This window comes from Ruegeria sp. ABV4_181 (assembly GCF_056158465.1).
Map to the genome: position 1 here is coordinate 3,238,113 of NZ_JBSWTI010000002.1, position 25,143 is coordinate 3,263,255.

The following is a 25,143-nucleotide window of genomic DNA, read 5'->3' on the forward strand; positions in this document are numbered from 1 at the left end:
CCCCGGTTCGGGCGGACAACGTCCGCCCGGCCTCGCCTTTCTCTTGCAACCGGAAACAGGGTCCCTACTGTCTGACCCAGACAGTGAGGCCCCATGACACAAACCGACATCTGGCGTCTGAGCGCCACAGACCTGACCGCCCTGACCCGCAGCGGAGAGCTAAGCACCGAAGACGTTGTGAAAGATGCCGTCGCGCGGATGCATCAGGTCAACCCGGACCTGAATGCCGTGGTCGAGGATCTGAGCGCCGAAGCGCTGGATCGGGCGCGTGATCTGGACAAGGCCCGGATGCAGTGCGCGCCGGCCGGCCCGCTGCACGGGGTGCCGGTGACCATCAAGATCAATGTCGATCAGAAGGGTCACGCGACATCCAACGGGGTTGTGGCGTTAAAGGACGTGATCGCGCCCGACGACGCCCCCATCGTGCGCAACCTTCAAAATGCCGGGGCTGTGGTGATCGGACGGACGAACACGCCCGAGTTTTCCTTTCGCGCAGACACGGACAACCCACTGCACGGGCGCACGCATAATCCTTGGGGTCGGCATATCTCGCCCGGCGGGTCGTCGGGCGGCGCAGGCGCGGCTGTCATGGCCGGGATCGGGGCGCTGGCCCATGGCAACGACATTGGCGGCAGCCTTCGGTTTCCGGCCGCCGCGAACGGCGCGGTCACCGTCAAGCCGGGCCTCGGCCGCGTTCCCGCGTGGAACCCCAGCCAGCAGGCCGAGCGCGGGCTGCTGGCGCAATCCATGTCGGTGCAGGGGCTGATCACACGTTCGGCGGCCGATCTGCACCTGTCCATGCCGAGCCTGATCGCCGCTGACCCGCGCGACCCGTTTCACGTGCCTATGCCCTGGCGCGGTGAACCTGTGAGCGGCCCAATCAGGGTTGCCTATACGAAGGAAACCTTTGGCTATGCCCTGCATCCCGAGGTCGAAAAAGCGCTGGACACAGCCCGCGACGCATTGATCGACGCGGGCTATCAGGTCGTGGAAATCACGCCGCCCGATGTGTTCGACTGCGGGCGGACCGGTTACCGCACCCTTATGGGTGAGGTTCTGACCCTGATGAAAAGCGATATCGAGGCTGCCGGGTCTCAAACCATTCGCGACATTTTTGACGTCTATTTTCAGGAATTCCCTCCAATCGTGGGAACCGATCTGGTCCGGATGCTGGCCAAACGCAGCCACTACGCGCGGGAATGGTCGCTGTTCATGGAGGACTACCCGCTGGTCCTGTCACCCTTCCTGCCGCAGCCATTCTTCGGGCCCGACCGCGATACCGAGGGTGCGGAAGGTGTGCATGAGGTTCTGGGCTGCGCGGTGTATTCCTATGCGATGAATTTCCTTGGCCTGCCTGCTGCCTGCGTCCCCGCGCGACTGGCCGATCTACCCAACGGCCCACAACCGATCAACGTGCAGATTGCTGCCCGGCGCTGGCGCGAGGATTTGGCTGTCGACGCTGCCGAAGCGATCGAAGCGCGCGTAGGTCAGATGTGCCTGCCGCTGTGGCAAAAAATGGAAGCAGCCAACAAAACCAGTCCCCAAAAGTAATAGACCCCGGGTTATTGTGCCCGGGGCCTGCGTGCTAAAATATACCCGGAAATCTGATAACGAGCGTAGCACCACCTACCCTCGCCAGCGCGAAAACTGCGCAATCATTCGACAACGCCGTCTGGTGGCCACTCACTCCCACCTTGGCGTGTTCTCCGGGCAAGTTCAGATTAACAAAGGATAAATCATTCTCCTGTGAACTGGATCACATAAGCCGAAAAAAGTTTGCCATTGAGACGTCAGGTGAATTGTTCAGAGATCAACCGCTCTTCCAATCCGTGGCCCGGATCGAAGAGAATGCGGTGCTGTATGGACGGTTCCGACCGAATCTCGACCCAGTCGATATCCGCAAAGGAAACGGAATCGGCGTCCGCCATGACCGGGCGTTTGTCGGCGTCCAGCACGTCGAAACGCACTTTGGCGATCTTGGGCAGCAATGCCCCCCGCCACCGGCGCGGGCGAAAGGCGGCAATCGCTGTCAGCGCCAGCACGTCCGACCCGATGGGCAGAATCGGCCCGTGCGCAGAATAATTGTAGGCCGTCGATCCTGCAGGCGTTGACAATAGCGCGCCGTCACAGACCAGTTCGTCCATCCGCACGCGCCCATCGACACTGATCTTCAGCCGTGCCGCCTGCGGACCCGCGCGCAGCAACGAAACCTCATTGATCGCCAGCGCCTCATGCAGTTTGCCGGCCTGATCCATGGCCTTCATCGCCAGCGGATTGATGAGCTCTTCCTCGGCCGAGTCCAGGCGCTCCATCAGATCCGTCTCATGAAACTCATTCATCAGGAAGCCGATCGTGCCGCGGTTCATCCCGTAAACGGGCGTGTCGAGATGCTGCATGTTGTGAAGTGTGTGCAACATGAAACCGTCACCGCCCAGCGCAACTACCACATCTGCGTCCCGTGGCGCCGCGTTGCCGTAACGGGCGATCAGCTTATCCCGCGCCGTTTGGGCCACTTGGACATCGCTGGCGAGAAAGGCGATTCTCTGGATCATCTTTTCCGGTTTCCGGTGTTGCACATTTGGTTCCGAAACAAGCATACCTTTCCCCGATAGGCCAGACTTGACGCCACAGCGGGCCAAATCGTCGCTTTACAGCTTTTGTGCATGTACCGTTTCCGATAGGAAATCCGCGAGATAATCCCCAGCTATGCGGAGCCCCCATGAACGCCAATCTTCGTGATACCGGTTTTTTCACTCAGTCCCTCGCGGATCGTGACCCCGAGCTGTTCGGCTCGATCACATCCGAACTGGGTCGCCAGCGTGACGAAATCGAACTGATCGCTTCGGAAAACATCGTCAGCGCCGCCGTGATGGAGGCGCAGGGCTCTGTCATGACCAACAAATACGCCGAGGGTTATCCCGGGCGTCGGTATTATGGCGGCTGTCAATTCGTCGATATCGCGGAAAACCTGGCCATCGACCGCGCCAAGCAGCTCTTTGGTTGTGAGTTCGCCAATGTTCAGCCGAATTCGGGCAGCCAGGCGAACCAGGGTGTGTTCCAGGCGCTGATCAAACCCGGCGACACCATTCTAGGCATGAGCCTGGACGCCGGCGGTCACCTGACCCACGGTGCCCGCCCGAACCAGTCGGGCAAATGGTTCCACGCGGTGCAGTACGGCGTCCGCAAGGAAGACAACATGCTGGATTATGATCAGGTCGAGGCGCTGGCGAAAGAACACCAGCCCAAGCTGATCATCGCTGGTGGCTCGGCCATCCCGCGCGTGATCGACTTTGCCCGCATGCGCCAGATCGCCGATATGGTCGGCGCCTATCTGCATGTGGACATGGCGCATTTCGCAGGGCTGGTGGCAGCAGGCGAACACCCCAGCCCGTTCCCGCATGCGCATGTGGCGACGACGACCACGCACAAGACCCTGCGCGGTCCGCGCGGTGGCATGATCCTGACCAATGATGAAGAGATCGCCAAGAAAGTGAACTCGGCCATCTTCCCCGGCATTCAGGGCGGCCCGCTGATGCATGTAATCGCGGCCAAGGCCGTGGCCTTTGGCGAGGCACTGCAACCGGCGTTCAAGGACTATATCAAGCAGGTTGTCGTCAATTCACAGGCGCTGTCGGACCAGCTGATCAAGGGCGGTCTGGACACGGTCACCCACGGCACCGACACCCACGTCGTTCTGGTCGACCTGCGCCCCAAGGGCGTCAAAGGCAACGCGACTGAAAAGGCTCTGGGCCGCGCGCATATCACCTGCAACAAGAACGGCGTTCCGTTTGATCCGGAAAAGCCGACCATCACCAGCGGTATCCGCCTGGGGTCGCCCGCGGGCACAACGCGTGGGTTCGGTGAGGTCGAATTCCGTCAGATCGCCGACTGGATCATCGAGGTTGTCGATGGGCTTGCTGCGAATGGCGAAGAGGGCAACGGCGCGGTCGAAGCCAAGGTAAAGGCCGAAGTGGCCGAGCTGTGCGCCCGGTTCCCGCTTTACCCGAACCTGTAAGGTGAACACCTGTCACTGATCTGAACGGCGCCCATGGGTGCCGTTCTTTTTTACGCTGGTGATCAGATCAGACCCTGCCAGCGCAGAAAGACCAAAAGAAGCACAGCCAGGGCCAGCAAATTAAAGGCCAGCCCGCCCAGCAGCCCCAGAAACCAGCCCCATCGCCGATCGGCGAGATTTATGCGGCGCAGATGGGCCTGAACCTCTTCCGACGCCTGCTCCAGCTTGGGCGTGTCCAGCACCAGCCGCAGCTTGGGGTGGGCCGCCATCTGTTCGGCATTCGCTAGCAGCATCGCCTGCTTGTAGATGCGCCGGGGCAGCCTGCGCTTGGCTTTGCGGACCGAGGCCGTCAGCGTTTTGTCCCGGACGCCCAGCTTGGCGCGTAACATCCGCACCGTTTGCGCGATCTGCGTCTGAACATCTGTTTCCTGCGGCATCAAGCGACCTCCTGATCGTGCAATTTAGCCGCGCTGCGCAAGGGCGACAATGGGGCTGGTTGTTTGGCATCCCGGCAGGTATCACACGAGAATGCTGAATACGATCATACATGGCGATGCCACCGACAATCCGCCGCTTCTGATTGCGCACGGCCTTTATGGCTCGGCCCGCAACTGGCGGGTGATCGCCCGGCGTCTGTCTGATGAACGGCAGGTCGTTGCCGTCGATATGCGGAACCACGCGTATAGCGAATGGACCGAGCATCACGACTATGGTGATCTGGCGGATGATCTGGCCGAGGTTATCGAGCATTTCGGAGGCCGGGCCGATCTGGTCGGACATTCGATGGGGGGCAAGGCCGCCATGGCTTTGGCGCTGCAGCATGGTCATCTGTTGCGGAAACTGGTGGTCGCTGACATTGCGCCGGTGACCTACGCCCACAGTCAGATACAGTTTATCGAAGCAATGCGCGCCACCGACCTGACCACGGTCGAGCGGCGTTCGGATGCCGAAAGGCAACTGGCCGATCAGGGTGTTGAAAAAGCCCTGCAGAGCTTTTTCACGCAATCCCTTGATATCAAAGGCCAGCGGTGGCTGCTCAATCTGGACACTCTGGCAGCAGAGATGCCAAAAATCATGGGTTTTCCCCAGTTCGACACGACCTGGGACGGCCCGGTTCTGTTTCTGTCGGGCGGCGCATCCGACTATGTCCTGCCCGAGCATCGCGGCGTAATCCGTGCCCTTTTTCCCGCCGCGCGGTTCGCCAAAATCCCCGGTGCCGGCCATTGGCTGCATGCTGAAAAGCCCCGTGAATTCGAGGCCGCCGTTCGTGCTTTCCTGAACGCCTGATCAGGGCGGGTCCGGTCACTAGGGGGTAGTGATCGCGCCCCCTCCGTTCACCCAATCGGTCAACCCGCCAACGTTGTAGACCCGCTCATACCCCATATCTTTCAGCAACTTACCTGCCAAAGCGGCCCGTCCGCCCGCGGCGCAGTAAAGAACGATGGGGCGATCTTTGCGAAGCTCGGGATCGTGGGATTGCAGAGATCCGTCGGCGCGGAATTCCAACATTCCGCGTGGGATGTGGTGGGCTCCGGCGGCGCGGCCGGTATTCTGCAATTCGTTGGCGTCACGAACATCCAGCAGCAGCCCGCCCTGCCCCAGCACTTCCTGGGCATTTTCAGTGTCGATGCGATCCACAACCGCATTCGCGGCTTCCATCATGTCTTTTACGGTCAATGGCATACGCTGCTCTCCCGGTGAGTTTCGCAGGATGCTATCATGCGTAAAATGGAAGGTGTAGACCGGCCGTCAGGCGCGCAGCCCTATTGTTCCCGGAACGCCCGGGACATACTGTCCGTGACAGGCTTAGCGATATAGGCGGCAAAGGTCCGTTCCTCGGTCTGGATCATGATCTCGGCAGGCATGCCGGGCGTCGGAATAAATCCCCTGACACGGCTGATTTCGTCGGGTTCCAGCGAAATCCGGGCAAGATAAACCTCTTGCGGCGCACCGCCGGATTCCTCAACCAGCGCATCGGCCGAGATATAGAACACCTGACCGCTCAGAACCGGCGTCGTCCGCTGGTTCAAGGCAACCAGTCGCACGGTCGCATCCTGGCCGGTGACGACGCTGTCGATCTCGGTCCGCGGAATTTGTGCCTCGATAATCAGGGGCGCATCGGCGGGCAGAATCTCGGCGATAGGTTCGCCGGTTTCGATCACGCCGCCGGGTGTATGATAATGCAGCCGCACGACCGTTCCCGACACCGGCGCACGCACAACGGCGCGGTCCAGAACGCTGCGGGCCTGGCGGGCTTTTTCGCGGACACTTTCCAGATCGGCGGCGATCACGCTCAGTTCATCCAGCGCGGCCTCACGATAGGCGGCGCGTGTGCGTTCGATCTGTTCTTCGTACTTCAACAGCATCTGGCTGATCTCAGCCGCTTCGGCCGTCAAACGCGCCTGCTGGCCTTCCGCTTCGGCCTGAACACGGCGTATCGTGTTCAACTCGCCTTTGCGCACCAGCCCTTTTTTGAACAGCGACTCTTTGGTTTCATACTCTTCCTGCAGGATTTCCGCGCGTCGCACCATACTGTCCAGTTGCGCTTCGAACCCGCTGGACCGGATTTTCAGGGCTTCCATATTCCGCTCCAGCAGGGCGATGTCGTTCAGCAAGGTCTTGCGGGACAGGTCGAAGCTGATTTTCTGACCGTCCAGTATCGACATCACCTCAACATCTTCCGAGGCTTCCATCAAACCGGGCGAAAACTCCAGCCGCTGAAGTTCGTCATATTCCGCGTTCAGACGCTCGGACATGGCTTGCAGGCGGATCTTGCGGATGAACAGCTCGCGCTCATTCGCCTCGGCCGAGGTCTGATCCAGCGTCATCAGCACTTCACCGGCTTCTACGGCCTGGCCTTCGATAACCTTGATGTCCTGAATAATACCGCCTTCAAGGTGCTGCACGATCTTGTTGCGACCGGTGGCGACAAAGCTGCCCTGTGCGATCACCGCCGCAGCCAGCGGCGCGCTGAACGACCAGATGCCAAATCCGCCGAAACAGACGACCAGCATGATCAGGCCGATGGTAATCAGCCGGTTAATCGAACGCGGAACCTCGGCATACCAGACCGCCGGATCCTTGGGATCATTGTTCACGGGTACGAGGTCGTTCATGCCGGGCCCCCTTGCTGGTTCTGAATTCCGGGTTGCTGACTGCGCGACGCATTCAGTTGTTGCAGAACCTGATCGCGATGTCCAAACAACGCCACACGACCGTCCGTCAGCAACATGATCTTGTCGACAGCGTTCAGCAGCGTCGGCTTCTGAGTAATCACCACAACGGTAATCTTGCTTTCCCGGGCCTGTGCAATCGCACGGGCCAGCGCCTGATCACCGGCGACGTCGAGATTTGAGTTCGGCTCGTCCAGCACCACCATACGCGGATTGCCGAAAAATGCACGAGCAAGGGCGATGCGCTGCTTTTGGCCGCCGGACAAGGGCGTACCATCCGCCGCGACGACAGTTTCATAGCCCTGCGGCAAAGTTGCGATCATGTTGTGCACATCGGCCAGAACGGCGGCATCATGGATTTGCTCGTCCGTCGCGTCTGCCCGCATCCGGCCAATATTGTCCTTGATCGTACCCGGGAACAGTTGCACGTCCTGCGGCAGATAGCCGATGCTTTCCCCAAACTGACGCGGATCCCAGTTGCGGATATCCATCAGGTCCAGCCGGACACTGCCAGAGGTCGGAAGTATCGAGCCGACCAGCGTTTTTCCCAGCGTGGTCTTACCTGCGCCGGAATTGCCGATGATGGCCAGCGTTTCGCCGGGGTTCAGCGAAAAGCTGATCCCGTTCAGGACCACGCGCTTGGTGCCGCCGGGGACAAACAGCAGACGCTCGACATCCAGCCGGCCTTCGGGCCGCGGCAGCCGCAGCTTTTCGAACTGCAATGCCGAGTTGGAGAGCAATTGGTTGATCCGGCCATAAGCGCCACGCGTCAGAAGGAAGCTGTTCCATCCTTCAATCGAACCTTCGATCGGGGCAAAGGCGCGACCTGCGATGATCGACGCTGCGATCACCATGCCGCCCGTAATCTCGCCCTGCAACGCCAGGAACGCGCCCCAACCAAGAATGGCGATCTGTGTCAGCAGACGCACACCGCGCGAAATGGCGGCGAAGATCACGTTGCGGTCCTGCGCACGAACCTGCCATGTCAGCGACTGCGCCGTATCCCGCCCCCAAATGCGAACGGCTTCGGGGATCATGGCCATCGCATTGATGATCTGGCTGTTGCGCGCCATCGAATCCAGATGCTGATTTGCCATGGATTGCGCTTTGTTTGCCTCGGCAAAAGGCTTGGCTGTCATGCGCTGGTTAATCAACGCGATCAGCATCAGCAACAGGGCCGTGACGATCACGATCATCCCAAGCTGCGGGTGGACCAGAAAGATCATCAGGATGAACAGAGGCGCGAATGGCACATCCAGGAAGGAAATCAGCGTACCGGAAACCAGAAAGCCCCGCACCTGCTGCAAATCGCCCAGCGTCTGATATTCGCGGCCGGTCCCATGCAACGAGGCATGCGCGGCCGCACTGAGAACCGGAGCCCCCAGACGGGCCGCCACTTCGACCGCGGTGCGCATCAGCATGAACCGGCGCACGGCATCAAATGCCGACTGGAACACCACCGCCCCGGCAACAATGGCCGTCAACATGATCAGCGTATCAAGCGACCGGCTGGTCAGCACGCGGTCGCTGATCTGGAACAGATAAATCGGAATGGCCAGGATCAGGATGTTCGTCGCACAGGTCAGTATCAGCACAAAGGCCAGATTGCGGTAGATCGCCCGCAACGAGGTGCGCAGTGTTTTTTGAAAATCCTCTGGCGGAGTTCGCTTGTGGAATGTTTGGGGTGGCCCTTTCCCGTCACCACCGCCCGAATTGCTTCGCAGCAGTGGTTGGTTCGCCTTGGCCTCGATAGTGGTGCCCATGCCTTCTCCGCCGTTCGAGCGCGACGCGGGGGGTATACGGTCGCTCGTTTTACTGACGGTTTCAGGATCGGGGTCCTCGGCATCGGCCACCCCAGCACCGCTGCCCTGTTGGTCACTGTCTTCGGCAGGCTGCGGCTGCATACGCCGGGGGGGAGATCCGGCGTGCAGTTTCAATTCCTCACTCTCTCCCTGATTTGCGTTGTCTTGTTTCACGGTTCTGTCGGCGCCCGCTGTTTGTTCTGCGGCCGCGTCCTGAACTTTAATTTCTGCTTCGCCAATGCGCAGGTCCGCGCTCAGACGCAATTTTGGTGTCTTATTGGCGTTACTGTCAGAACGGGTCACTTCTGGCGTTTCTGAAACGGCGCCCCCGTTACGATCCAATGGGCTAGCGTAACGACTCGGACGAGACGAAAAAACAATCGACATGATAAAACTTTCGGGTCACTCGTAACAAACAGGTACTATGCTAGCATAGACTGCAGGCCGTCGTCGACGGTCGCCGTCTCCGAAGGTGTAAGTTTGATCTGGCCGGGCGCGTTTTCAGAGTTTCCGGGCCCGTCGGCTTCTTCCATCAGGTACGCGATGGCTTCGTTCGCAATCTCAAGATTCTGCTCTTCCGGAACATCGAACAGGCTGGCCTGATGCAGCAGAAGATCAGAATACTCGCCGTCCTGCGCCATCACGACCGAATCCACGCCTACTTTGTTCACGTTGGCGGTATTCAGAATGGCGTTTCCGGCACCCAAGGCCGAGGCGACCTCGCCCTTTGTCGCATCAACCGAGATGTCATCCTGGTCCTGCAACTTGGTGACCTGGTCGATGATGTTGACCTGCAGCAGATCGCCTTCGATCTTCAGCACCCGGATCAACTCCGTTCCGGCATACGTGGGATCGTTAAGCAACGCATCCTCAAGCGCGTCGGTGTCCACCTCCTGCAGCGGTACCATATCGGCGAAACTGTCGCTCATTTCTTCATGCGTGTCTTCACCGGTGGCCGTCAGCGTGGCCTGGTTCATCACGAGGTTTTCTTCATCTTCGGTCGGAAGCGTGCCAGAGATTTTGTCGTCATCCATGAACACGATGGTCTGGGACACGACATCAACCGATATCATGTTGCCGCCAACAATGATCAGATCGTAGAAGCTGCCCAGCTGGATAATATCGGCCACGTTGGTCATCACGTTATCGCCCAGTGTGTACATCGTCGACGATGCCGATATCTCGGTACTGATCTGGTCAATATCCGTGGCGTCGATGAGCTGCTGGATGAAGTTTGTGACGATCAGGTCACCTTCGATCCAGTCAATCGCGACAATCGGGTCCTCGCCCGGATCGGCGACATTGTCCTGAACCCAGGGCGCTTCGCTGGCTTCAACCCCGATATGGGCGGCCTGGACAATATGGGTATCGCTTTGCGCCCCGGCCTCGCCCTCATCAATGTCGGACACCACGGCGACCTGGCTCATAACGGTCAGGTTCATGGCCTGCCCGCCAACGACGATGTTCGGCGCGTCGACCCAACCAACCGTTATGGAGACTTCGTTGATGGCCAGGTTGCCACCTGCGATCACCGAATGGCCGTCCTCAAATTCCGAGTCGTCGCCCTGATCCCATTCCACCGGCAGCAGATCGGGCGCATCACCTTCTTCGCCTTCATCCTCTTCGGTCTGGTGATGATCCGGCAGCAGGTCGCTCCAGACCGGCATTTCATCAACATATTCGCCGTTTACGATCATGCCGCTGGCATCTTCGCCATGGAATTGATAAATCGTAACCCCGTCAACTTCGGTAACCAGGGGCGATTGCATCTGTTCCGCAATCTCCTTGACCTTTTCGATGGACAGGTAGTCTGAAATGTGGATCGACGGGGCAGCGATCGCATGCAGCGACATCGCAATCTCCATCGCGTGCTCGCCCTCTTCCATCAGCACGTCTTTGTCGCGGAAATCGCCGTCGCCGATCGTGTCGTTGTCGTTCAGGATGATTTCCTGGAACGTGTAGGTCACAGCCGAACCAATAAGTTCGGTCACGATCTGCGGTTCAATTTGAATGATGATCACTTCGGATGAAATCTTCAGCCCCGAAAGAAGAGCTTCGGGAGCGTAGAATTCCTGGGTCTCCGCCGACGCATAAAAACTGGATGTGTCCGAAACCGAACTCGGGGGGACCGGCGCAGGCGGAATAAAAACCTGCGGTGTTTCAAATTTGTAAGGCAGGGGGTCGTATTCGCCCTCGGGAAGTTTCAAATCCGCTTTAACATTAATCTTCGTCGCGTCTTCCAGTTCTTCGAGTTCGGTTTTCCGCCGTAATGCCGTGAACTCTTCGTATTGTTCCCGTAGACGCGCCTGTTCAATAGTTAGCTCAAATGCTCCGAAAAAATGTGCAATCTGTTCCGTAATACTGTCGAGCGACATAATCGTTATCCTTTCCCCGCCCCGGCCTAAAATTTCCGGTTTAGGTGAAGCTGGACCGAGGCCGCCTGATGCGGCCCCGGCATTTTCAAAAAGTCAGAGCCCGGTAATCCGGGCTCTGCTATCAGTTACACGTCGTTGTCGTCGCTGGAGTAGCTCGAAGTCATCGAACCACCAACCATGGTCGTGTCGACCGAGTTGCCCAGAACGTTTGCACCCATGACGATCGACTGATTGAACGCCGAGGTGTCAACGATCGCAGCAGCAGATGCGTAGGATTCACCGGAGACAATACCGTCGCCAGCATTGTTCGAACCCCACATCCCGGCGTTGCCGCCAGTACCGCCGTCGCCCGAGTTGGCGCCTGCAGTCGTACCACTGGTGACAGTTGCACCCATGGTATTTCCAGCATCCGCCATACCGTGCGCTGCACCGCTGGATCCGGCATTCGACTGAGCGGCACCACCGCCACCGCCGACGCCCGATTCGGACATTCCGACGGCTTTGCCCATTCCGGTCGACGTCGCATCATTGTCGGTCGCCGCAGCACCGCCATAGCCCGAAATCGCTTCGGCCAGGCTGTCCGCTGAACCGTCGGTATCGGCCATCGAGAAGACATCCGCCGCACCGCCATCACCTGCGGTGTTGGTCGCATCAGCAGAACCCGTGCCAGAACCGTCCGAGGTCGCGTCCTGGTCGATTGCGCCACCGGCACCACCGTCACCATCTGCCATCGACGTACCGGTTCCGGTACCATCAGCACTGCCGTTGGTGGTGTTGGTTCCGCCAGCACCGGCCATGGAGTCCGCAGTCTGGTCACCAACGCCCTGAGCATCAGCGTCCGCATCCGCGTCACCGCCGTCACCCGAGCCGCCTGTGCCCGCGCCGCCAATTCCGTCACCGGTCATGTTCTCGTTTGCGCTGTTGCCACCGGTGCCGTCACCGCCGTCACCGCCGCCACCGGCCAGTTCTTCGAAAAGTTCGGGACCACCCGCGCCACCGTCACCACCAGTGCCGTCGCCGCCAGTTGCGTCGTTGTTGTCGCCGTCACCGCTGGTGCCGTCGCCACCGTCGCCTTTGCCGCCGTCACCGCTGGCATCGCCTGCAGCAAGGCTGCCTGCAAGACCCAGACCCAGGTTACCGGCACCACTGTCGCCACCGTCCGCGCCGTATGCCGACGAGTTGTTTGCGCCCAGGCCAGCACCTAGTGCGTTGGCGTCGCTGTCGCTGTCGCCACCGGTGGAATCACCATCGTTGCCGGCGCCTGACAGACCCAGCCCCAGACCAAGACCGATAGATCCTGCACCGCCGCCGTCGCCGCCGGTTGCGTCAGAATCGGACGAGTCCGAGTGTCCGCTGTTATGAGCGGCCGAGTCGCTGTTGGCGTCTCCGCTGTCGCCACCGTCGCTGTTGCCGTTGGCGTCGGCGTCGGATTTGCCCACACCCAGACCCAACGTAGTCGCGTCACCGGACGCACCGCCGTTCCCGCCAGTCGCATCAGCGCTTGCATCACCGGTATAGCCGCCTGCGCCGAGCGCTTTGCTGCCATAGGTGTCACCGTCGGCGTTGCCGCCATATGTTGAGCCACCACTACCAGAAGCACCACCATCCGACGAAGTCTGGATGCCTTCTTCAGCATATGCAGAGCCACCATGGGCGCTGCCGCTCTGATCGAAGGAACCGGTGTTGGAAACCGAAGCGTTGCCCAGATGGTCATCGTCATGCAGGTTCGCAACTTGGTTGTTGATTGACGACATGTCGTTGCCAGGACCGTCCAACGAGATATCCAAATTGATGTCGTCACCCGGATCATAGTCCAGATCGTTGCCGGCTGTGATGACATCATTGACGTAGCCGCCTTCGCTTACGTCGACATCAACAAAGTCATCGTCGCGCGGGATCCACTCGCCGCCGCCGAAATCGATGTTGACGGAGTTCGAGTTATCGTTGCTGTCGTCGCCACCGTTTGTCTGCGACTGATCCTGACCCTGACCCTGATCCTGGCCTTGACCCTGATCCTGGCCTTGTCCCTGATCCTGACCCTGATCCTGGCCCTGACCCTGCTCATTATCGACCTTGGTCTTCTGAGCTTGCTCCTGGCCCTGGCCCTGATCATTCGAGACAGTGTTTTCGTTGTCCTGCTTGGTGTAGTCCGCGTCAACTTCAGCGTGCTGCACCTCTACGTCGGCATCCACCGGCGCATAGACCTTGTCGACGTTTACTTCATCAACGACTGTAACATGAGGTTGTTGGCGTTTTGACATATCAATTTCCACTTATTAAGCGCCGACCGTCATTCATCTACAAAACGGCCACAGGCGCGGTTGAAACAAATTTTAAGCACACGGGCGAAATCCACGCCTGAATGCGGACTTGTTCATCAAAGTTGTCTACCACCCTCCTTTCCCGGCTTAGCCGATACAGTGACCAATCAGAAAAACCGCGTTAATTCGCGAATCGTGGACACCCCAGGAACCTGCGCTCCTCAAATTGAAGCAGCTTCATAGTTGCAGCAGGAAAGTCGCCTGAATAGCTAACCTAAAGCATTAGATATCGCATCATACTGATATTGTTGTTAAATTTCATAAGTCCGCCAGTGAGACCGGGGACTTAAGTCAGAAACGCAAAGGAAATAGCGTTGTTCGGGTAAAGCCCTAGTTTCTCTCTACTTTTGCGGGAAGATTGATCGTGAACCTAACCAAAAGTTCTAAGTCTATTTGGCAGAACCACACGAAAGATTGAAGAAAATCACTCTTTCAGGTATAGTCGGGCGGCAATAGAAGTTTACATACCGTTAAGTTTTGCTGAAAAAGCGTTCCTAGTGTTTTTACGATTTCGCCGCAGATTTGGTGGCGTGGGTTCAAAGGGGGGAATAATGAACAATCCGTTGCAGGATAGTCTTGCCCAAATTGAAATTTGTCCGGAAGATTTCTCGATTAACTTCATCGGCAAAGAACTGTTCTACTCAAATCAAACGCTGCGCAGCGTTCAGTCCGAATTCGGCGTCGCTGCGCATCGGTTCGAAGCCGTTGCAGATCTGGGCCAAGCTGCTGAATCTGATGCAAGCGCGGGCAAGGTCGTCGTTGTCGATCAGATGATGTTGGACGACCTGCTGACCCGGCCGGAGGTTTATACTCAGGCCGCAGGATCAGGTTGCCTGGCTTTCGCCTACCGCAAAGAGGACGCCGCGCGCGCGTTGTTCGAAAGCTGGGACAGGTCACAGCACGGAGATATCGGCTATCTTCCAATGAACGTCGCCCCGGATGTTTGGCGTTCGATACTGCGTCTGCTGATGCATGAGGAACTTTACCTGCCCAGCTTTCTGGCCGACTGCATGTCAAACGTCAAAAACCAGAGCAAACCGCGCCTGGTAAGTGACCGCGCGCCCAAGTCGAAAGATCCGCACCCGATCTATTCAAGACTGACGCGTCGCGAGAAACAGGTGCTGCATCTGGTTTCGCAAGGTCAAAGCAACAAGATCATCGCGTCAAATCTTGGAATTACGGAACACACAGTCAAACTGCATATGCACAACGTTGCCGGCAAGATCGGTGTGAGCAACCGAACCGCCGCCGCGCAATTCTATTTTGAGGTGGCGCCCGACGAAGTACACGGCCAGGCAATTGACTGAAGACCTCAAATCCCGGTTTGACCGCCTGATCCTGCTGGTTGGCAGGCTGAACTACATGTGGACCAACACCGAAAGCCTGTTGATCCACCTCATTGCCGGGTTGAGTGGCACAAACAAGGATGTTGCGGTCATCATTTTCCTGACGCTCAACACGACGCGCGCCCGGATCGACCTGGTGGAGCGGCTGGCCAAAATGGAAGGCCGCCCCGCCGATGTCCGCGATCCAATCCTCAAGCACACCCATCGTCTGAGCAAGCTTTCCGCCATTCGAAACCGGTATAATCACTGCATCTATTCCTTCGACGCCGAAAGCGGAAACCCAAAGACCATCCTGATGCGCATTTCCGACCGGAAAACCGACATTAAACTTGGGCGCGAGGACACTGTCGACGAAAAGGCAATACAAGAGATCGAGGATATCGTGGCCCAGCTTTCAGCTGCGAACCGAGACATCTGGCGCCTGATCGGGCAGTTGGGTTTTCCGATCTGACGGGTTAATGGTGCGGATGGCGGGGATCGAACCCGCAAGTCCTAGGACGAGGGATTTTAAGTCCCTTGCGTTTACCAGTTTCGCCACATCCGCTTGTCACCGGGCCAGTTTTTCCGATGGCTTGAGGCACTCTTACTGCCAACAAAACTGATTGGAAAGGAGGGAAGTAACTCTTCCTTATTGATTGCCGCCTTTCGATTACGGATCAGATTTGAAGGATCGCAATTTCGACGGTGTGTTGCAGACGCGCAGCTTTTTCGGCTCCTGCACGACACCAAAGTTTCTCCCAGGTTTCTTAGGCCGGTCGAACTGAATGTCCTTGGATTGTCTTTAATGGCGTAACCCACGAGTGGATCGCGTCATTACGTCACAAATCGCGATGTCCGCAGACTCCCAGTTATTGAACCTGTATGTGATGAACTGTCGATTTAGAGAGAAGTGGTGCCCCCACACGGACTCGAACCGCGGACCTACTGATTACAAATCAGTTGCTCTACCAGCTGAGCTATAGGGGCGCTTCGTGTCGATTACTTTCTCTTGTTCGGGACTGCAAGCCCATATTTTTATCTGAACTTAGGGATTACGGACTTTCCTGTCGGTGTTACGGGCCGGGCTGTTGAAAGGCGGGTGGATTTGACTGTGCGGGTCGCAGATTGTAACCCGTCAGGCAGGGCATAAAAGCAAGGACAAGATCCGAGTATGCAGGTTGCTATCCACGCAGGGGCGGCTTTCACCGACGAGGGCCGGCTGTTGAGTTCGCTGCAGAAGAACGCGGACATCCTTGCGCAGAACGGGGTCTCGTTTGTGGGCCCGCGACGATACCGGCAGGTATTCAAACCCGCTTTTGACGGGATGGACACCGAACCCGTCGACATTGGCGCATATCAGCGGCTCAGGAGTGTATTGCCCGCGGGGCAAGACGGAGGGCGTATTGTCTTTTCCAGCGAGAACTTTGCGGGTGAGACGCCATCGGCGCTTCGGGAGGGGCAGCTATATCCGATTGCAGGCAAGCGGATAACGCTGTTGGAGCAGGCCTTTCAGGATCATCAGGTTGAGCTGTTTCTGGGGCTTCGGAACCCCGGCAGCTTTATTCCCAAGCTTCTGATGTCGCTCCCTCTTGAGACCCGCAAGGACATTATCCGCGATACCGATCTGAGTTGCCTCAGCTGGATTGGAATGGTGGAAGACATCCGGGATCTCGCGCCAGGCGTGCGAATAACATTGTGGAGCAACGAAGACACGCCGCTGATCTGGGGTGACATCCTGCGCGCGGTGGGGGCACTGCCTGAGGATGCCGGGCTAAATGACGAATACGACCTTCTGGTATCCCTGCTGGATGAAACGGGCCGGAAGGCAGCATTGGATGTGATCGCACAGGGCGACACGAAAGATAAGGCGCAGCTGCGGAACGATCTGGCCCGTATTCTTGAGGATCACGCACAGCCGGAAAAGATAGAAGAGGAACTGGACCTGCCGGGCTGGAGCACCGAAATCGTCGATGCCTTTTCCGAATTGTACGAGCAGGATCTGGAGCGGCTGGAGACGATGCCGGGCGTGCGGATGCTGAAGCCCTGACGGCCGGTATACCTGCATCATACATTGATACAGGTTTCGCGTTACCCGCCTTTTAAATGCTTCGGTCGGTAGCAGGCCGGTGCGCATTTGGTACAGAGGGAGACGCAAGACAACACCCTGATAGGTGCCGGCGTCTCATCTGCGGCGGTCAGATCGACCAGGGCCGGGCTCAGCTCATGCCCAGCGCTTCCTTGTACATTTCCAGCACCGCCTCTTCCTCGGCAATGTCGTCCTTGTCACGCTTTCGCAGCGCAATCACCTTGCGCATGACTTTTGTGTCGTAGCCCCGGGCCTTGGCCTCGGCCATGACTTCCTTTTGCTGTTCCGCCAGATCCTTTTTTTCGGCATCCAAACGTTCGAACCGTTCGATGAACTGGCGCAGTTCGCCCGCGGTCACGCGGTAGTTGGCAGAGGCCTGATCTTCGGTCACGTCTTCCATTTACATCTCTCCCAGAGGTGGATTTCCAATGCTGTCACAGCGGGCAATATGCCGGATACATCGCCGCCGCCCGGGCCGCAAGCGCACAATCCCCGGCGGCCTTGTGTGAACCGGACCTATCCGCTAAGCGCAGTTGAAATTGATAACCAAATGTGGGGAACCATGTTCGAAATCATCACCTGGGGCGGTGCCGCCCTGTCCCTTGCCGGGCTTGTCGGCCTCGTCTGGTGCATTCTGCGTGTAATGAAGGCGCGCAGGTCGGGTCTGTCGGACGACGAATTGCGCGCCGTGGTTCAAAGCGTACTGCCTTGGAATCTGGCGTCTCTGTTCCTCTCGGTGATCGGCCTGATGGTGGTGATCGTGGGGATTTCCTTCGGCTGACAGCGCGAGTCAGATCGGCAGATTGTCGAAACGCGCTTCCATCGCATCCTCGCACAATGCCGCATCCAGATGCCGCAGGCGCGATGGCACGTGCATCCCCTGCTGACGCATACGCTCGATCACTTTGCTTACGCTGGGCTGAAGCGCAAGACGGGTATCAAGACACGCACCCTTCAGCTTTTTCTCAAGCTGTTCGGCTTCGGAGTACAAGTTTACTGTTGTCATTTGCTTCCTCCCAGATGCGGTTCGTTATTCCGAATATAAGTAACCGTTTTAAGACCTGCACAGAATAATCCGATTTCACGCGGAAACCCGCCTGCCCGGCCCGCGGTTTTGGCTGTACCGCGCAGATTGGTTAAATTTTACTCTGTTTGGAATTAACCTGCCTTGACCGGCATCAAATAACACAGTGTTGATTAGATCACATTCCGTAAATAATATATGTTCGGCAGCGCATCGACGGAGAGCCAGATGACACCAAAAGTGAAAGCGTTTTTTGATCCGGAGACCTTTACGGTTTCCTATATCGCGCAAGAGCCCGAAGGCGTCGCCTGCGCCATCATCGACAGCGTTCTGGATTTCGACCATGCTTCGGGGCGGACCAATACAGGGTCGGCTGATCAGATCATTGATTATGTGCGGTCAAGCGGCCTCAGGGTCGAATGGATACTGGAAAGCCATGTTCACGCCGATCATCTTTCCGCGGCCCCGTACCTGCAACAGGAACTGGGCGGCAAGATCGGGATCGGCGATCAGATCGTCACCATCCAGGAAACCTTTGGCAAGATTTTCAACGAAGGGACCGAGTTCCAGCGCGACGGCAGCCAGTTCGATGCGCTGTTTCGTGAAGGCGACAGTTTCCACGTTGGCCAGATGCGCGGCGATGTCCTGCACACGCCGGGCCACACGCCGGCCTGTCTGACCTATGTGATCGGGGATGCGGCTTTTGTCGGCGACACCCTCTTTATGCCGGATTTCGGCACCGCGCGCTGTGATTTTCCGGGCGGATCGTCAGAGATGCTGTACGCATCCATCCAGAAGATTCTGTCGCTGCCCGATGAAACGCGCATCTTTGTGGGGCATGACTATAAGGCACCGGGGCGCGACGAGTTCGCGTGGGAAACGACGGTGGGAGAGCAGAAGGCGCTGAACGTCCATATCGGACAGGGTCGCTCAATCGAAGAGTTCGTTGAAATGCGCGACGCGCGGGATGCGACGCTGGCCATGCCGCGGCTGATCCTGCCGTCTTTGCAGGTCAATATGCGCGCGGGCCAGATGCCGCCCGCTGACGAGCAGGGCGACGTGTTTCTAAAACTACCCATCAACAAACTCTGACACGTCACAACCGGGTAATCGGAGAAGAGACCATGCAAACAGAATGGCTGTGGGGGCTGGCTGGCGGCCTGATGATCGGGCTGGGCGCCGCGATCTACCTTTTGGGAAACGGGCGCATCATGGGGGCCAGTGGTATATTGGGCGGTTTGATCGACAACAGTGATCGTTCGGTCGAACGGTTGAGCTTTCTGGCTGGCGTGGTCGGAGCCCCGTTAGTCATCAGCCTTTTTCTGTCCGAGACCCCGCAGACCCATCTGACCGGCAACATTGCCGTAGTGGTTGTTGCGGGATTGCTGGTCGGCATCGGGACGCGCATTGCCAACGGGTGCACGTCAGGCCATGGGGTTTGTGGCATATCGCGCTTTTCGCTACGCGGCACTGTCGCCACCATCGTGTATATTCTGGCCGGAGCAGTTACCCTCGCCCTGTTGCGTAACGTGTGGGGGCTGATCTGATGCGTGTGATCATTTCCCTGATTGCCGGCTCATTATTTGGGGCGGGTCTGCTGATTTCTGGCATGACGGACACAACCAAAGTGCAGGGCTGGCTGGACGTATTCGGGAATTGGGACCCGACCCTGGCCTTTGTGATGGGCGGTGCGATTCTTCCCATGCTGGCTGCCTGGCGGCTGACTGCCAATCGCCGTCCCCTGATCGGGGGGCAGTTTCCAAAGCCGCCACGCGCCGAGTTGGACCGGCGTCTGATTCTGGGTTCTGTGATGTTCGGAATGGGCTGGGGACTGGCCGGTCTCTGCCCCGGGCCGGCAATCGCGTCATTGACATACGGAGGATTGGGCGGGCTTGTTTTTCTGTTGGCCATGATGGCCGGAATGTATGCGGCGCCGACACTGGGTGCGCAACTGGACAGAGCCGCCAACGCGGCCTAAGCAATTGACATGGAGATTCGACAAATTACCCCCCGCTACGCCGTCTCGCCGCAAATCACGGTCGAAGACGTCCCAGCCATCGCGGAAGCCGGCTTTGTCAAGGTCATCTGCAACCGGCCAAACTCAGAAGTTCCGACAGATATGCAGTCGGATCTGATCGGTCAGGCCGTACGCGCGGCTGGAATGGAGTATGAAATCCTGGAACTTACGCATCAGACCATGACGCCCGAAAATGTTGCACGTCAGCGGGAACTGTCCGAAAGCTGTGACGGGCCTGTTCTGGCTTACTGCGCCTCGGGCACCCGTTGCTCGGTCGTTTGGGCGTTGGGCCAGTGCGATCAGATGAGCACGGACGACATTCTGAGCGCGACGACAAAAGCCGGATACACACTGGACGCACTGCGCTCGACCCTTGAACAGGTTCGGAACTCCACTCGCTGAAACACCCGTTAGACCGGGCTTTCCCGGTCTTCTTCCGGCCGCGTCAGACCTGCAAGCTGTGAAATTTCGGCGACCATCTGTTCTGAATCATCGAAGTTGAGACCGCCGTCCAATTCGACCCGATCAGTCGGGACCAAGTTTGCCAGCTCCGGTATCGGCTCTTCCGGTTCGGGCAGGTCCGGTGTTTCGAATGGTGAGGAAGCGGAGCGAGCCTCCAGAAAATCCTGCGCTTCGTCCTGGGACAAAGCGGGTAAAGGCGCATACTCGTTCAGCCGAACGGCGCGCATCCCACCGCATTGACCCAAACGGCCAACTGCGGTTCGGGAGCGGTCGATTGTCAGGATCTCAGCACGGTCCAGCCTGGCCCCGGTCAAGGGCAATACATCCCCTGCCCCAAGACCCGACAGCGATGCCAGCGGTAGGGTCATCCGGCAAATCACCGTATCCAGTTCAGCCCGCAAAACACCGGATGCGTGTTCGAGGTTCGGACCGGTTGCATCCTGCGCAGCGTCGGCCTCTTCAACCTCTGCTGCGCTTTCGGGCAGAAACACCGAAATCTGCCCCTGACGCAGACCGCCGCCCAGTTCCACGGTCAGATCAAACACCCGGTAGCTGTCTTCGACCAATGCCAGTGACAAGGACCGCAGGTCAGGAAAGCGGGCTGCATATTCGCACCCGGACAGACCGGACCGATCCGCCGGCGCATCAACCAACGCAACTGCCCGCGACAGAGCATCCTCTGCCAAAGGTGCCGCCATTGCGGCATCCGTATCGGTAAAACCACGCGGCAAAGGCGTATCCGGCATGACCTCACCGATTGTCTGGACCTGAACAATCGCCGACACGGTGCCAAGATCCATGCAGATGGCGACCGGGACACCATCATCGTTTTCGAACCGCAAAAACAGCCAGTCTTCCCCGACCAATTCCGTCAGGGCCGCAGGAGTGCGGCAGGACTGTCTGGCGCCGATGACCGACAAGGCAAGCTGCAACCGATCACCCGCGGCCCGCGCAAACGCCAGCCGCAAGGCGCGCAGCGCGGAACGGGGTTTGTCGCCCTGCTCAGCCTGCCCGAAGGAAAGCTTACGCTCCAAAGCTGTGCTGCCCGTCTGCGTCATCCCCGAAACCGCTATTCAATGCCATTCATGGCATCCGGTCTAACCCGGCTCGGGTTACGATTGTCTTTACAGCCGCCTCACTGTGCCGCCTGCTGATAGGCAAGCGGCAACCTGACACGGAAGGCCGCGCCGCCCTGACCAGGGAGATAGTCGATCTCTCCACCCAGGCGCTGCATGATCTCGCGGCAGATCGCCAACCCCAACCCGGCCCCGCCCGCCTTGTCCACGCCGACGCGGGCGAATTTTTCGAAAACCATCGACCGGGCCTCGTGTGGTATTCCGCTGCCGTTGTCGATAAAGTCGATGACAAGCTGCCCGCCGACATCATGCGCGGAAATTGTAAGAACCGGGTCTTCCGCGTCGCAATATTTCTGCGCGTTCGAGATCAGGTTGATAAAGACCTGACCCAACCTGTCCAGATCCGTGTGCAGCGGAATGCGTTCCGACGCTTTTGTCCGCCGCACGGTCAGGCCCCGGCTGGACCCGGCCAACGCGCTGGAAACCGCCCGGTCCAGTACCGAACGCAGCGTGTCGCCCCCGACATTCAGACTGACACGGCCGCTTTCCAGCACGCTCAGATCCAGCAGATCGTCCAGCAATCGCGTCAGGCGCAGGGCCTCGTCATGGATAATCGCGGCGTAGCGTGTTTGCTCTGCGTCGCTCAGCCCATCAGAATCGCGCATGATCTCGGAAAAGGCGCGGATTGAGGTCATGGGCGTGCGCAATTCGTGGCTTACCTGACTGAGGAAACTGTCTTTCTGTTCCGAGATTTGCGTCAGCTTGGTGTTGGCCTCGCGCAATTGGCGGGCGGTTCGGCTGAGTTCAGCTGATTTGACTTCCAACTGGCTGGAATATTCCAGCAATTGGGCGGATTCATCGGCAACGGCCAGCAGGTCCTCGACGGAAACCGAAGAGCCGCCCACGATCTGGCCGATCATCGCATGGGCCGTCGCCGCCCCGACCGAGCCGCTCAACTCACGCTCAAGGCGTTCCAGAAAAGCGGGCGTAGGCTCGGGCAGGCCGGATCGGCCGCCCTGCTGTTCCGCCTCGGCCTGAAAAAACTCCTGCGCCGGACCAGCGCCCAGGATGCGCTGCGTCATGATCATCAGATCCTCGCTTTGCGCCACCGATCCGGTCCAGCCACGCAGTGCCATCGAATGATCAAAGACATTGACGAACTGCGCCCCCTGCAACCGCTCAAGCGGGCTGGGGAAGCTCAGCAGCGACGCCACGCAAAACGCCACTGTGTTCAGCGATAGCGACCACATCACCGTGTGCACCATGGGGTCCATCCCCTCAATCCCGAACAGAGCCTGCGGGCGCAGCCAACCCATGCCGAAGGGGCCGTTCTGCAATACCGTTTCGGGCATCAGGACGCCACCCATGCCGGGCAGCAGCAACGTGTAGATCCACAGAAGAAACCCGACCGTCAGGCCAACCAGCGCGCCGGTGCGCGTGGCCCCGCGCCAGAACAGCCCGCCGACCAGCGCCGGCAGAATCTGGGAAATCCCGGCAAAGGCCACAAGCCCGATCGATGCCAGCGCGGCACCGCCCCCGGACAGGCGGTAGTAGAAAAAGCCCAGCGCCATGATGACGGCGATAGAAACCCTGCGCGCGACCAGCACAACGTTACGCACGTCTCCCGAAACCGACCCGGAGCCTTCCTGTGTGCTCAGCCAGATCGGCATGACCAAATGGTTCGACACCATGGTCGACAGCGCCATTGCCGTAACGATGACCATGGATGTGGCCGAGGAGAAGCCGCCAATGAACGACAGCATCGCCAGCCAGTCGTTTCCCTGTGATAATGGCACTGTCAGTACGAACAGGTCGGGGTTTGATCCCGCGGGCAGCAGGTCCAGCCCGACAACGGCAATCGGAACGACGAACAGACTCATCAGCAGAAGGTACAGTGGAAAAGCCCAGGCCGCGGTTCTCAGATGCGCTTCATCGGCGTTTTCCACGACCATGACCTGAAACATACGCGGAAGGCAGATGAAGGCCGCCGCGGACAGAAAGATGAATGTCGTCCACCGCCCCGCGTCCACGTTCCATTGCCCAATTTCCGAAGCGTCAATGCGGTCCATCATCGGACCAATACCGCCGGCGATCCCCCAAACGACGAAAATTCCGACGGCCAGCAAGGCAAACAGCTTCACCACGGATTCCACCGCAATGGCGGTAACTACCCCATGGTGGCGTTCATTTGCATCCAGGTTTCGCGTTCCGAACAGGATCGCAAAAACCGCCAACCCGGCCGCCACCCAGAACACGCTGGAGCCTTCGCGGTAGAGACCGGACGGGTCAGCCTCGGCAAAGATCGAAAAGGAAAGGGTGATGGATTGCAGCTGCAACGCGATATAGGGCGTTCCCCCAAGCACCGCCAGAATGGTCACGCAGATCGCCAGCGTGTTGGACTTGCCGTAGCGCGATGAGATCAGGTCAGCGATCGAGGTCACGCGCTGACTGCGCCCGACGCGCACCAGCTTGCGCAGACCCCACCACCAGCTGAGCATCACCAGCGTGGGGCCAAGATAGATCGTCACGAACTCCAGCCCCGACCGCGCGGCATTTCCCACAGCGCCGTAAAACGTCCAGGCCGTGCAGTAGATCGACAGGGACAGGGTGTAGATCAGTGGTGAGCGCAGCCAGGCCCCCCTGCCCGCCGCCGCCATCCTGTCTGCGGCAAAGGCGACGCCGAACAGCAACACCACATAGCCAAGGCAGACCAGGATCAGAACGTTCAGCGTGGCCATCGATCCGAATCCGGCTCGGAGTCGTCACCTGCCGCCAGACGTCTGGCGGCAAACCCGAATATCAGGCTGGCCACGATCAGGGCCGCCCAACAGGCAAAGATGTAGAAAATCGCCGATGACAACGGAACGCCATCCGGACTGCTCTGACCATCCGGCCACAGCAACGGAATTGCGATCAGCGCGGCCCCCAGTATCGGCAACAGGCGCGCGGCATCGGTCAGCCTGCGGCGGCGGTAACTTTGACGCTCCAGAAAAAGCGAAGGCCGGATGCCTGGCGGCTTGCGGTCCTCGCCCGACGTCATGACCGCGTCGCCTGGGCGTGCAGATCGCGCACCGCTGTCAGCATCTCGGCGTTGGAAAACGGTTTGGTCATAAAGCGGCTGACACCAGCGTTTTCAGCCATCTCCCGGTCTCGCGACTGGCCCCGGGCAGTCAGCATCAACACGGGCAAACTCTGCATGTCGTCCAATTCGCGCAGGTCGCGCAAAATTTCCATCCCGCTTTTCCCCGGCAGCATCACATCCAGAATAACAAGATCGGGGTTGGCCCCCTGAATGACCCGCAGCGCATCCGAACCCTCGGCATGCGTCTCGACCTGCCAACCCTCACGCGTCAGCAGGAACCGAATGGCCTCAGCAATGTTCGGCTCATCCTCAATCAACAGAACCCTGCGGCTCATAATTTGCATTCCTCCCCTGACGGGTCACCCATCCGTCAACCTGTCGCCGC

Annotated in this window: 24 protein-coding genes and 2 tRNA genes; 11 read left to right on the forward strand and 15 right to left on the reverse strand. The window is 58.9% G+C overall.

The window, feature by feature from the left end:
- Positions 1-93: 93 nt before the first annotated feature.
- On the forward strand, positions 94-1,551 hold the full coding sequence (locus ACXAC3_RS16085) for an amidase family protein (protein ID WP_475162234.1): 1,458 nt from the start codon (positions 94-96) through the stop codon (positions 1,549-1,551).
- Positions 1,552-1,790: 239 nt separating this feature from the next.
- Here ACXAC3_RS16085 and ACXAC3_RS16090 read toward each other — a convergent pair whose 3' ends face one another.
- Entirely contained in the window at positions 1,791-2,552 is a 762-nt protein-coding gene (locus ACXAC3_RS16090) for an NAD kinase (RefSeq protein ID WP_475162235.1), read from the reverse strand.
- A gap of 167 nt (positions 2,553-2,719) precedes the next feature.
- On the opposite strand from ACXAC3_RS16090, the gene glyA reads away from it, so the two are divergent.
- Positions 2,720-4,015 (forward strand): serine hydroxymethyltransferase, encoded by a 1,296-nt coding sequence (gene glyA / locus ACXAC3_RS16095; RefSeq protein WP_475162236.1) that lies wholly within the window; start codon positions 2,720-2,722, stop codon positions 4,013-4,015.
- 62 nt (positions 4,016-4,077) lie between these two features.
- Here glyA and ACXAC3_RS16100 read toward each other — a convergent pair whose 3' ends face one another.
- Positions 4,078-4,452, reverse strand: a complete 375-nt coding sequence (locus ACXAC3_RS16100) for a hypothetical protein (protein ID WP_475162237.1) — start codon at positions 4,450-4,452, stop codon at positions 4,078-4,080.
- A 91-nt stretch (positions 4,453-4,543) separates the two neighbouring features.
- On the opposite strand from ACXAC3_RS16100, the gene ACXAC3_RS16105 reads away from it, so the two are divergent.
- The gene (locus ACXAC3_RS16105) at positions 4,544-5,302 is read left to right on the forward strand and encodes an alpha/beta fold hydrolase (protein ID WP_475162239.1); all 759 of its coding nucleotides are present in this window, start codon (positions 4,544-4,546) and stop codon (positions 5,300-5,302) included.
- A gap of 18 nt (positions 5,303-5,320) precedes the next feature.
- On the opposite strand, the gene ACXAC3_RS16110 is transcribed toward ACXAC3_RS16105, so the two are convergent.
- From ACXAC3_RS16110 to ACXAC3_RS16130, 5 genes are all read right to left on the reverse strand, one after another.
- Positions 5,321-5,698, reverse strand: coding sequence for a rhodanese-like domain-containing protein (locus ACXAC3_RS16110; RefSeq protein WP_475162242.1), 378 nt, complete (start codon positions 5,696-5,698; stop codon positions 5,321-5,323).
- An 80-nt stretch (positions 5,699-5,778) separates the two neighbouring features.
- Entirely contained in the window at positions 5,779-7,131 is a 1,353-nt protein-coding gene (locus ACXAC3_RS16115) for an HlyD family type I secretion periplasmic adaptor subunit (protein WP_475162244.1), read from the reverse strand.
- A complete protein-coding gene (locus ACXAC3_RS16120; protein ID WP_475162245.1) occupies positions 7,128-9,092 on the reverse strand; it encodes a type I secretion system permease/ATPase in 1,965 nt (654 codons plus the stop codon). Before ACXAC3_RS16120 ends, ACXAC3_RS16115 begins: the two co-directional genes overlap by 4 nt.
- A gap of 320 nt (positions 9,093-9,412) precedes the next feature.
- Positions 9,413-11,011, reverse strand: a complete 1,599-nt coding sequence (locus tag ACXAC3_RS16125; RefSeq protein ID WP_475162248.1) for a type I secretion protein — start codon at positions 11,009-11,011, stop codon at positions 9,413-9,415.
- Between the two features lie 479 nt (positions 11,012-11,490).
- Positions 11,491-13,626: a hypothetical protein gene (locus tag ACXAC3_RS16130; protein ID WP_475162252.1), complete on the reverse strand. Its 2,136-nt coding sequence runs from the start codon at positions 13,624-13,626 to the stop codon at positions 11,491-11,493.
- Positions 13,627-14,237: 611 nt separating this feature from the next.
- Here ACXAC3_RS16130 and ACXAC3_RS16135 point away from each other — a divergent pair.
- Positions 14,238-14,993, forward strand: coding sequence for a helix-turn-helix transcriptional regulator (locus ACXAC3_RS16135; RefSeq protein ID WP_475162255.1), 756 nt, complete (start codon positions 14,238-14,240; stop codon positions 14,991-14,993).
- A complete protein-coding gene (locus tag ACXAC3_RS16140; RefSeq protein WP_475162257.1) occupies positions 14,986-15,483 on the forward strand; it encodes a hypothetical protein in 498 nt (165 codons plus the stop codon). The genes ACXAC3_RS16135 and ACXAC3_RS16140 overlap by 8 nt, the downstream gene beginning before the upstream one ends.
- A gap of 8 nt (positions 15,484-15,491) precedes the next feature.
- Here the strand turns inward: ACXAC3_RS16140 and ACXAC3_RS16145 are convergent.
- Positions 15,492-15,576 (reverse strand) — tRNA-Leu (locus tag ACXAC3_RS16145).
- Positions 15,577-15,922: 346 nt separating this feature from the next.
- Positions 15,923-15,998 (reverse strand) — tRNA-Thr (locus ACXAC3_RS16150).
- Positions 15,999-16,182: 184 nt separating this feature from the next.
- Here ACXAC3_RS16150 and ACXAC3_RS16155 point away from each other — a divergent pair.
- Positions 16,183-17,058: a hypothetical protein gene (locus tag ACXAC3_RS16155; RefSeq protein WP_475162258.1), complete on the forward strand. Its 876-nt coding sequence runs from the start codon at positions 16,183-16,185 to the stop codon at positions 17,056-17,058.
- Between the two features lie 169 nt (positions 17,059-17,227).
- Here ACXAC3_RS16155 and ACXAC3_RS16160 read toward each other — a convergent pair whose 3' ends face one another.
- Positions 17,228-17,497 carry a DUF2312 domain-containing protein gene (locus ACXAC3_RS16160; protein WP_475162260.1) on the reverse strand — a complete coding sequence of 90 codons (270 nt, stop codon included), beginning with the start codon at positions 17,495-17,497 and terminating at the stop codon, positions 17,228-17,230.
- Positions 17,498-17,659: 162 nt separating this feature from the next.
- Here ACXAC3_RS16160 and ACXAC3_RS16165 point away from each other — a divergent pair, with 162 nt between their 5' ends.
- Positions 17,660-17,878: a hypothetical protein gene (locus tag ACXAC3_RS16165; protein WP_475162262.1), complete on the forward strand. Its 219-nt coding sequence runs from the start codon at positions 17,660-17,662 to the stop codon at positions 17,876-17,878.
- Between the two features lie 9 nt (positions 17,879-17,887).
- On the opposite strand, the gene ACXAC3_RS16170 is transcribed toward ACXAC3_RS16165, so the two are convergent.
- On the reverse strand, positions 17,888-18,103 hold the full coding sequence (locus ACXAC3_RS16170; protein WP_475162266.1) for a hypothetical protein: 216 nt from the start codon (positions 18,101-18,103) through the stop codon (positions 17,888-17,890).
- 246 nt (positions 18,104-18,349) lie between these two features.
- Between ACXAC3_RS16170 and ACXAC3_RS16175 the strand changes: the two genes are divergently transcribed.
- Genes ACXAC3_RS16175 through ACXAC3_RS16190 form a run of 4 tightly spaced genes read left to right on the forward strand, consistent with a single transcriptional unit; the run spans position 18,350 to position 20,540 of the window.
- On the forward strand, positions 18,350-19,213 hold the full coding sequence (locus tag ACXAC3_RS16175) for an MBL fold metallo-hydrolase (protein ID WP_475162270.1): 864 nt from the start codon (positions 18,350-18,352) through the stop codon (positions 19,211-19,213).
- A 32-nt stretch (positions 19,214-19,245) separates the two neighbouring features.
- The gene (locus ACXAC3_RS16180; protein ID WP_475162272.1) at positions 19,246-19,668 is read left to right on the forward strand and encodes a YeeE/YedE family protein; all 423 of its coding nucleotides are present in this window, start codon (positions 19,246-19,248) and stop codon (positions 19,666-19,668) included.
- Positions 19,668-20,099 (forward strand): DUF6691 family protein, encoded by a 432-nt coding sequence (locus tag ACXAC3_RS16185; RefSeq protein WP_475162277.1) that lies wholly within the window; start codon positions 19,668-19,670, stop codon positions 20,097-20,099. Before ACXAC3_RS16180 ends, ACXAC3_RS16185 begins: the two co-directional genes overlap by 1 nt.
- A gap of 9 nt (positions 20,100-20,108) precedes the next feature.
- A complete protein-coding gene (locus ACXAC3_RS16190) occupies positions 20,109-20,540 on the forward strand; it encodes a protein tyrosine phosphatase family protein (RefSeq protein WP_475162280.1) in 432 nt (143 codons plus the stop codon).
- Positions 20,541-20,548: 8 nt separating this feature from the next.
- On the opposite strand, the gene ACXAC3_RS16195 is transcribed toward ACXAC3_RS16190, so the two are convergent.
- The 4 genes from ACXAC3_RS16195 to ACXAC3_RS16210 form a co-directional block, all read right to left on the reverse strand.
- Entirely contained in the window at positions 20,549-21,658 is a 1,110-nt protein-coding gene (locus ACXAC3_RS16195; protein WP_475162282.1) for a FliM/FliN family flagellar motor C-terminal domain-containing protein, read from the reverse strand.
- Between the two features lie 77 nt (positions 21,659-21,735).
- Positions 21,736-24,414: an ATP-binding protein gene (locus ACXAC3_RS16200; protein WP_475162286.1), complete on the reverse strand. Its 2,679-nt coding sequence runs from the start codon at positions 24,412-24,414 to the stop codon at positions 21,736-21,738.
- On the reverse strand, positions 24,402-24,716 hold the full coding sequence (locus ACXAC3_RS16205; RefSeq protein ID WP_475162289.1) for a hypothetical protein: 315 nt from the start codon (positions 24,714-24,716) through the stop codon (positions 24,402-24,404). The genes ACXAC3_RS16200 and ACXAC3_RS16205 overlap by 13 nt, the downstream gene beginning before the upstream one ends.
- A complete protein-coding gene (locus ACXAC3_RS16210) occupies positions 24,713-25,093 on the reverse strand; it encodes a response regulator transcription factor (protein WP_475162291.1) in 381 nt (126 codons plus the stop codon). The genes ACXAC3_RS16205 and ACXAC3_RS16210 overlap by 4 nt, the downstream gene beginning before the upstream one ends.
- Between the last annotated feature and the right edge of the window lie 50 nt (positions 25,094-25,143).

Bases quoted from the DNA above. Each gene is read 5' to 3' on its own strand.
- ACXAC3_RS16085 (WP_475162234.1), top strand. From the start codon at position 94: ATGACACAAACCGACATCTGGCGTCTGAGCGCCACAGACCTGACCGCC.
- ACXAC3_RS16090 (WP_475162235.1), bottom strand. From the start codon at position 2,552: ATGATCCAGAGAATCGCCTTTCTCGCCAGCGATGTCCAAGTGGCCCAA.
- glyA (WP_475162236.1), top strand. From the start codon at position 2,720: ATGAACGCCAATCTTCGTGATACCGGTTTTTTCACTCAGTCCCTCGCG.
- ACXAC3_RS16100 (WP_475162237.1), bottom strand. From the start codon at position 4,452: ATGCCGCAGGAAACAGATGTTCAGACGCAGATCGCGCAAACGGTGCGG.
- ACXAC3_RS16105 (WP_475162239.1), top strand. From the start codon at position 4,544: ATGCTGAATACGATCATACATGGCGATGCCACCGACAATCCGCCGCTT.
- ACXAC3_RS16110 (WP_475162242.1), bottom strand. From the start codon at position 5,698: ATGCCATTGACCGTAAAAGACATGATGGAAGCCGCGAATGCGGTTGTG.
- ACXAC3_RS16115 (WP_475162244.1), bottom strand. From the start codon at position 7,131: ATGAACGACCTCGTACCCGTGAACAATGATCCCAAGGATCCGGCGGTC.
- ACXAC3_RS16120 (WP_475162245.1), bottom strand. From the start codon at position 9,092: ATGCAGCCGCAGCCTGCCGAAGACAGTGACCAACAGGGCAGCGGTGCT.
- ACXAC3_RS16130 (WP_475162252.1), bottom strand. From the start codon at position 13,626: ATGTCAAAACGCCAACAACCTCATGTTACAGTCGTTGATGAAGTAAAC.
- ACXAC3_RS16135 (WP_475162255.1), top strand. From the start codon at position 14,238: ATGAACAATCCGTTGCAGGATAGTCTTGCCCAAATTGAAATTTGTCCG.
- ACXAC3_RS16155 (WP_475162258.1), top strand. From the start codon at position 16,183: ATGCAGGTTGCTATCCACGCAGGGGCGGCTTTCACCGACGAGGGCCGG.
- ACXAC3_RS16160 (WP_475162260.1), bottom strand. From the start codon at position 17,497: ATGGAAGACGTGACCGAAGATCAGGCCTCTGCCAACTACCGCGTGACC.
- ACXAC3_RS16165 (WP_475162262.1), top strand. From the start codon at position 17,660: ATGTTCGAAATCATCACCTGGGGCGGTGCCGCCCTGTCCCTTGCCGGG.
- ACXAC3_RS16170 (WP_475162266.1), bottom strand. From the start codon at position 18,103: ATGACAACAGTAAACTTGTACTCCGAAGCCGAACAGCTTGAGAAAAAG.
- ACXAC3_RS16175 (WP_475162270.1), top strand. From the start codon at position 18,350: ATGACACCAAAAGTGAAAGCGTTTTTTGATCCGGAGACCTTTACGGTT.
- ACXAC3_RS16180 (WP_475162272.1), top strand. From the start codon at position 19,246: ATGCAAACAGAATGGCTGTGGGGGCTGGCTGGCGGCCTGATGATCGGG.
- ACXAC3_RS16185 (WP_475162277.1), top strand. From the start codon at position 19,668: ATGCGTGTGATCATTTCCCTGATTGCCGGCTCATTATTTGGGGCGGGT.
- ACXAC3_RS16190 (WP_475162280.1), top strand. From the start codon at position 20,109: ATGGAGATTCGACAAATTACCCCCCGCTACGCCGTCTCGCCGCAAATC.
- ACXAC3_RS16195 (WP_475162282.1), bottom strand. From the start codon at position 21,658: ATGACGCAGACGGGCAGCACAGCTTTGGAGCGTAAGCTTTCCTTCGGG.
- ACXAC3_RS16200 (WP_475162286.1), bottom strand. From the start codon at position 24,414: ATGGCCACGCTGAACGTTCTGATCCTGGTCTGCCTTGGCTATGTGGTG.
- ACXAC3_RS16205 (WP_475162289.1), bottom strand. From the start codon at position 24,716: ATGACGTCGGGCGAGGACCGCAAGCCGCCAGGCATCCGGCCTTCGCTT.
- ACXAC3_RS16210 (WP_475162291.1), bottom strand. From the start codon at position 25,093: ATGAGCCGCAGGGTTCTGTTGATTGAGGATGAGCCGAACATTGCTGAG.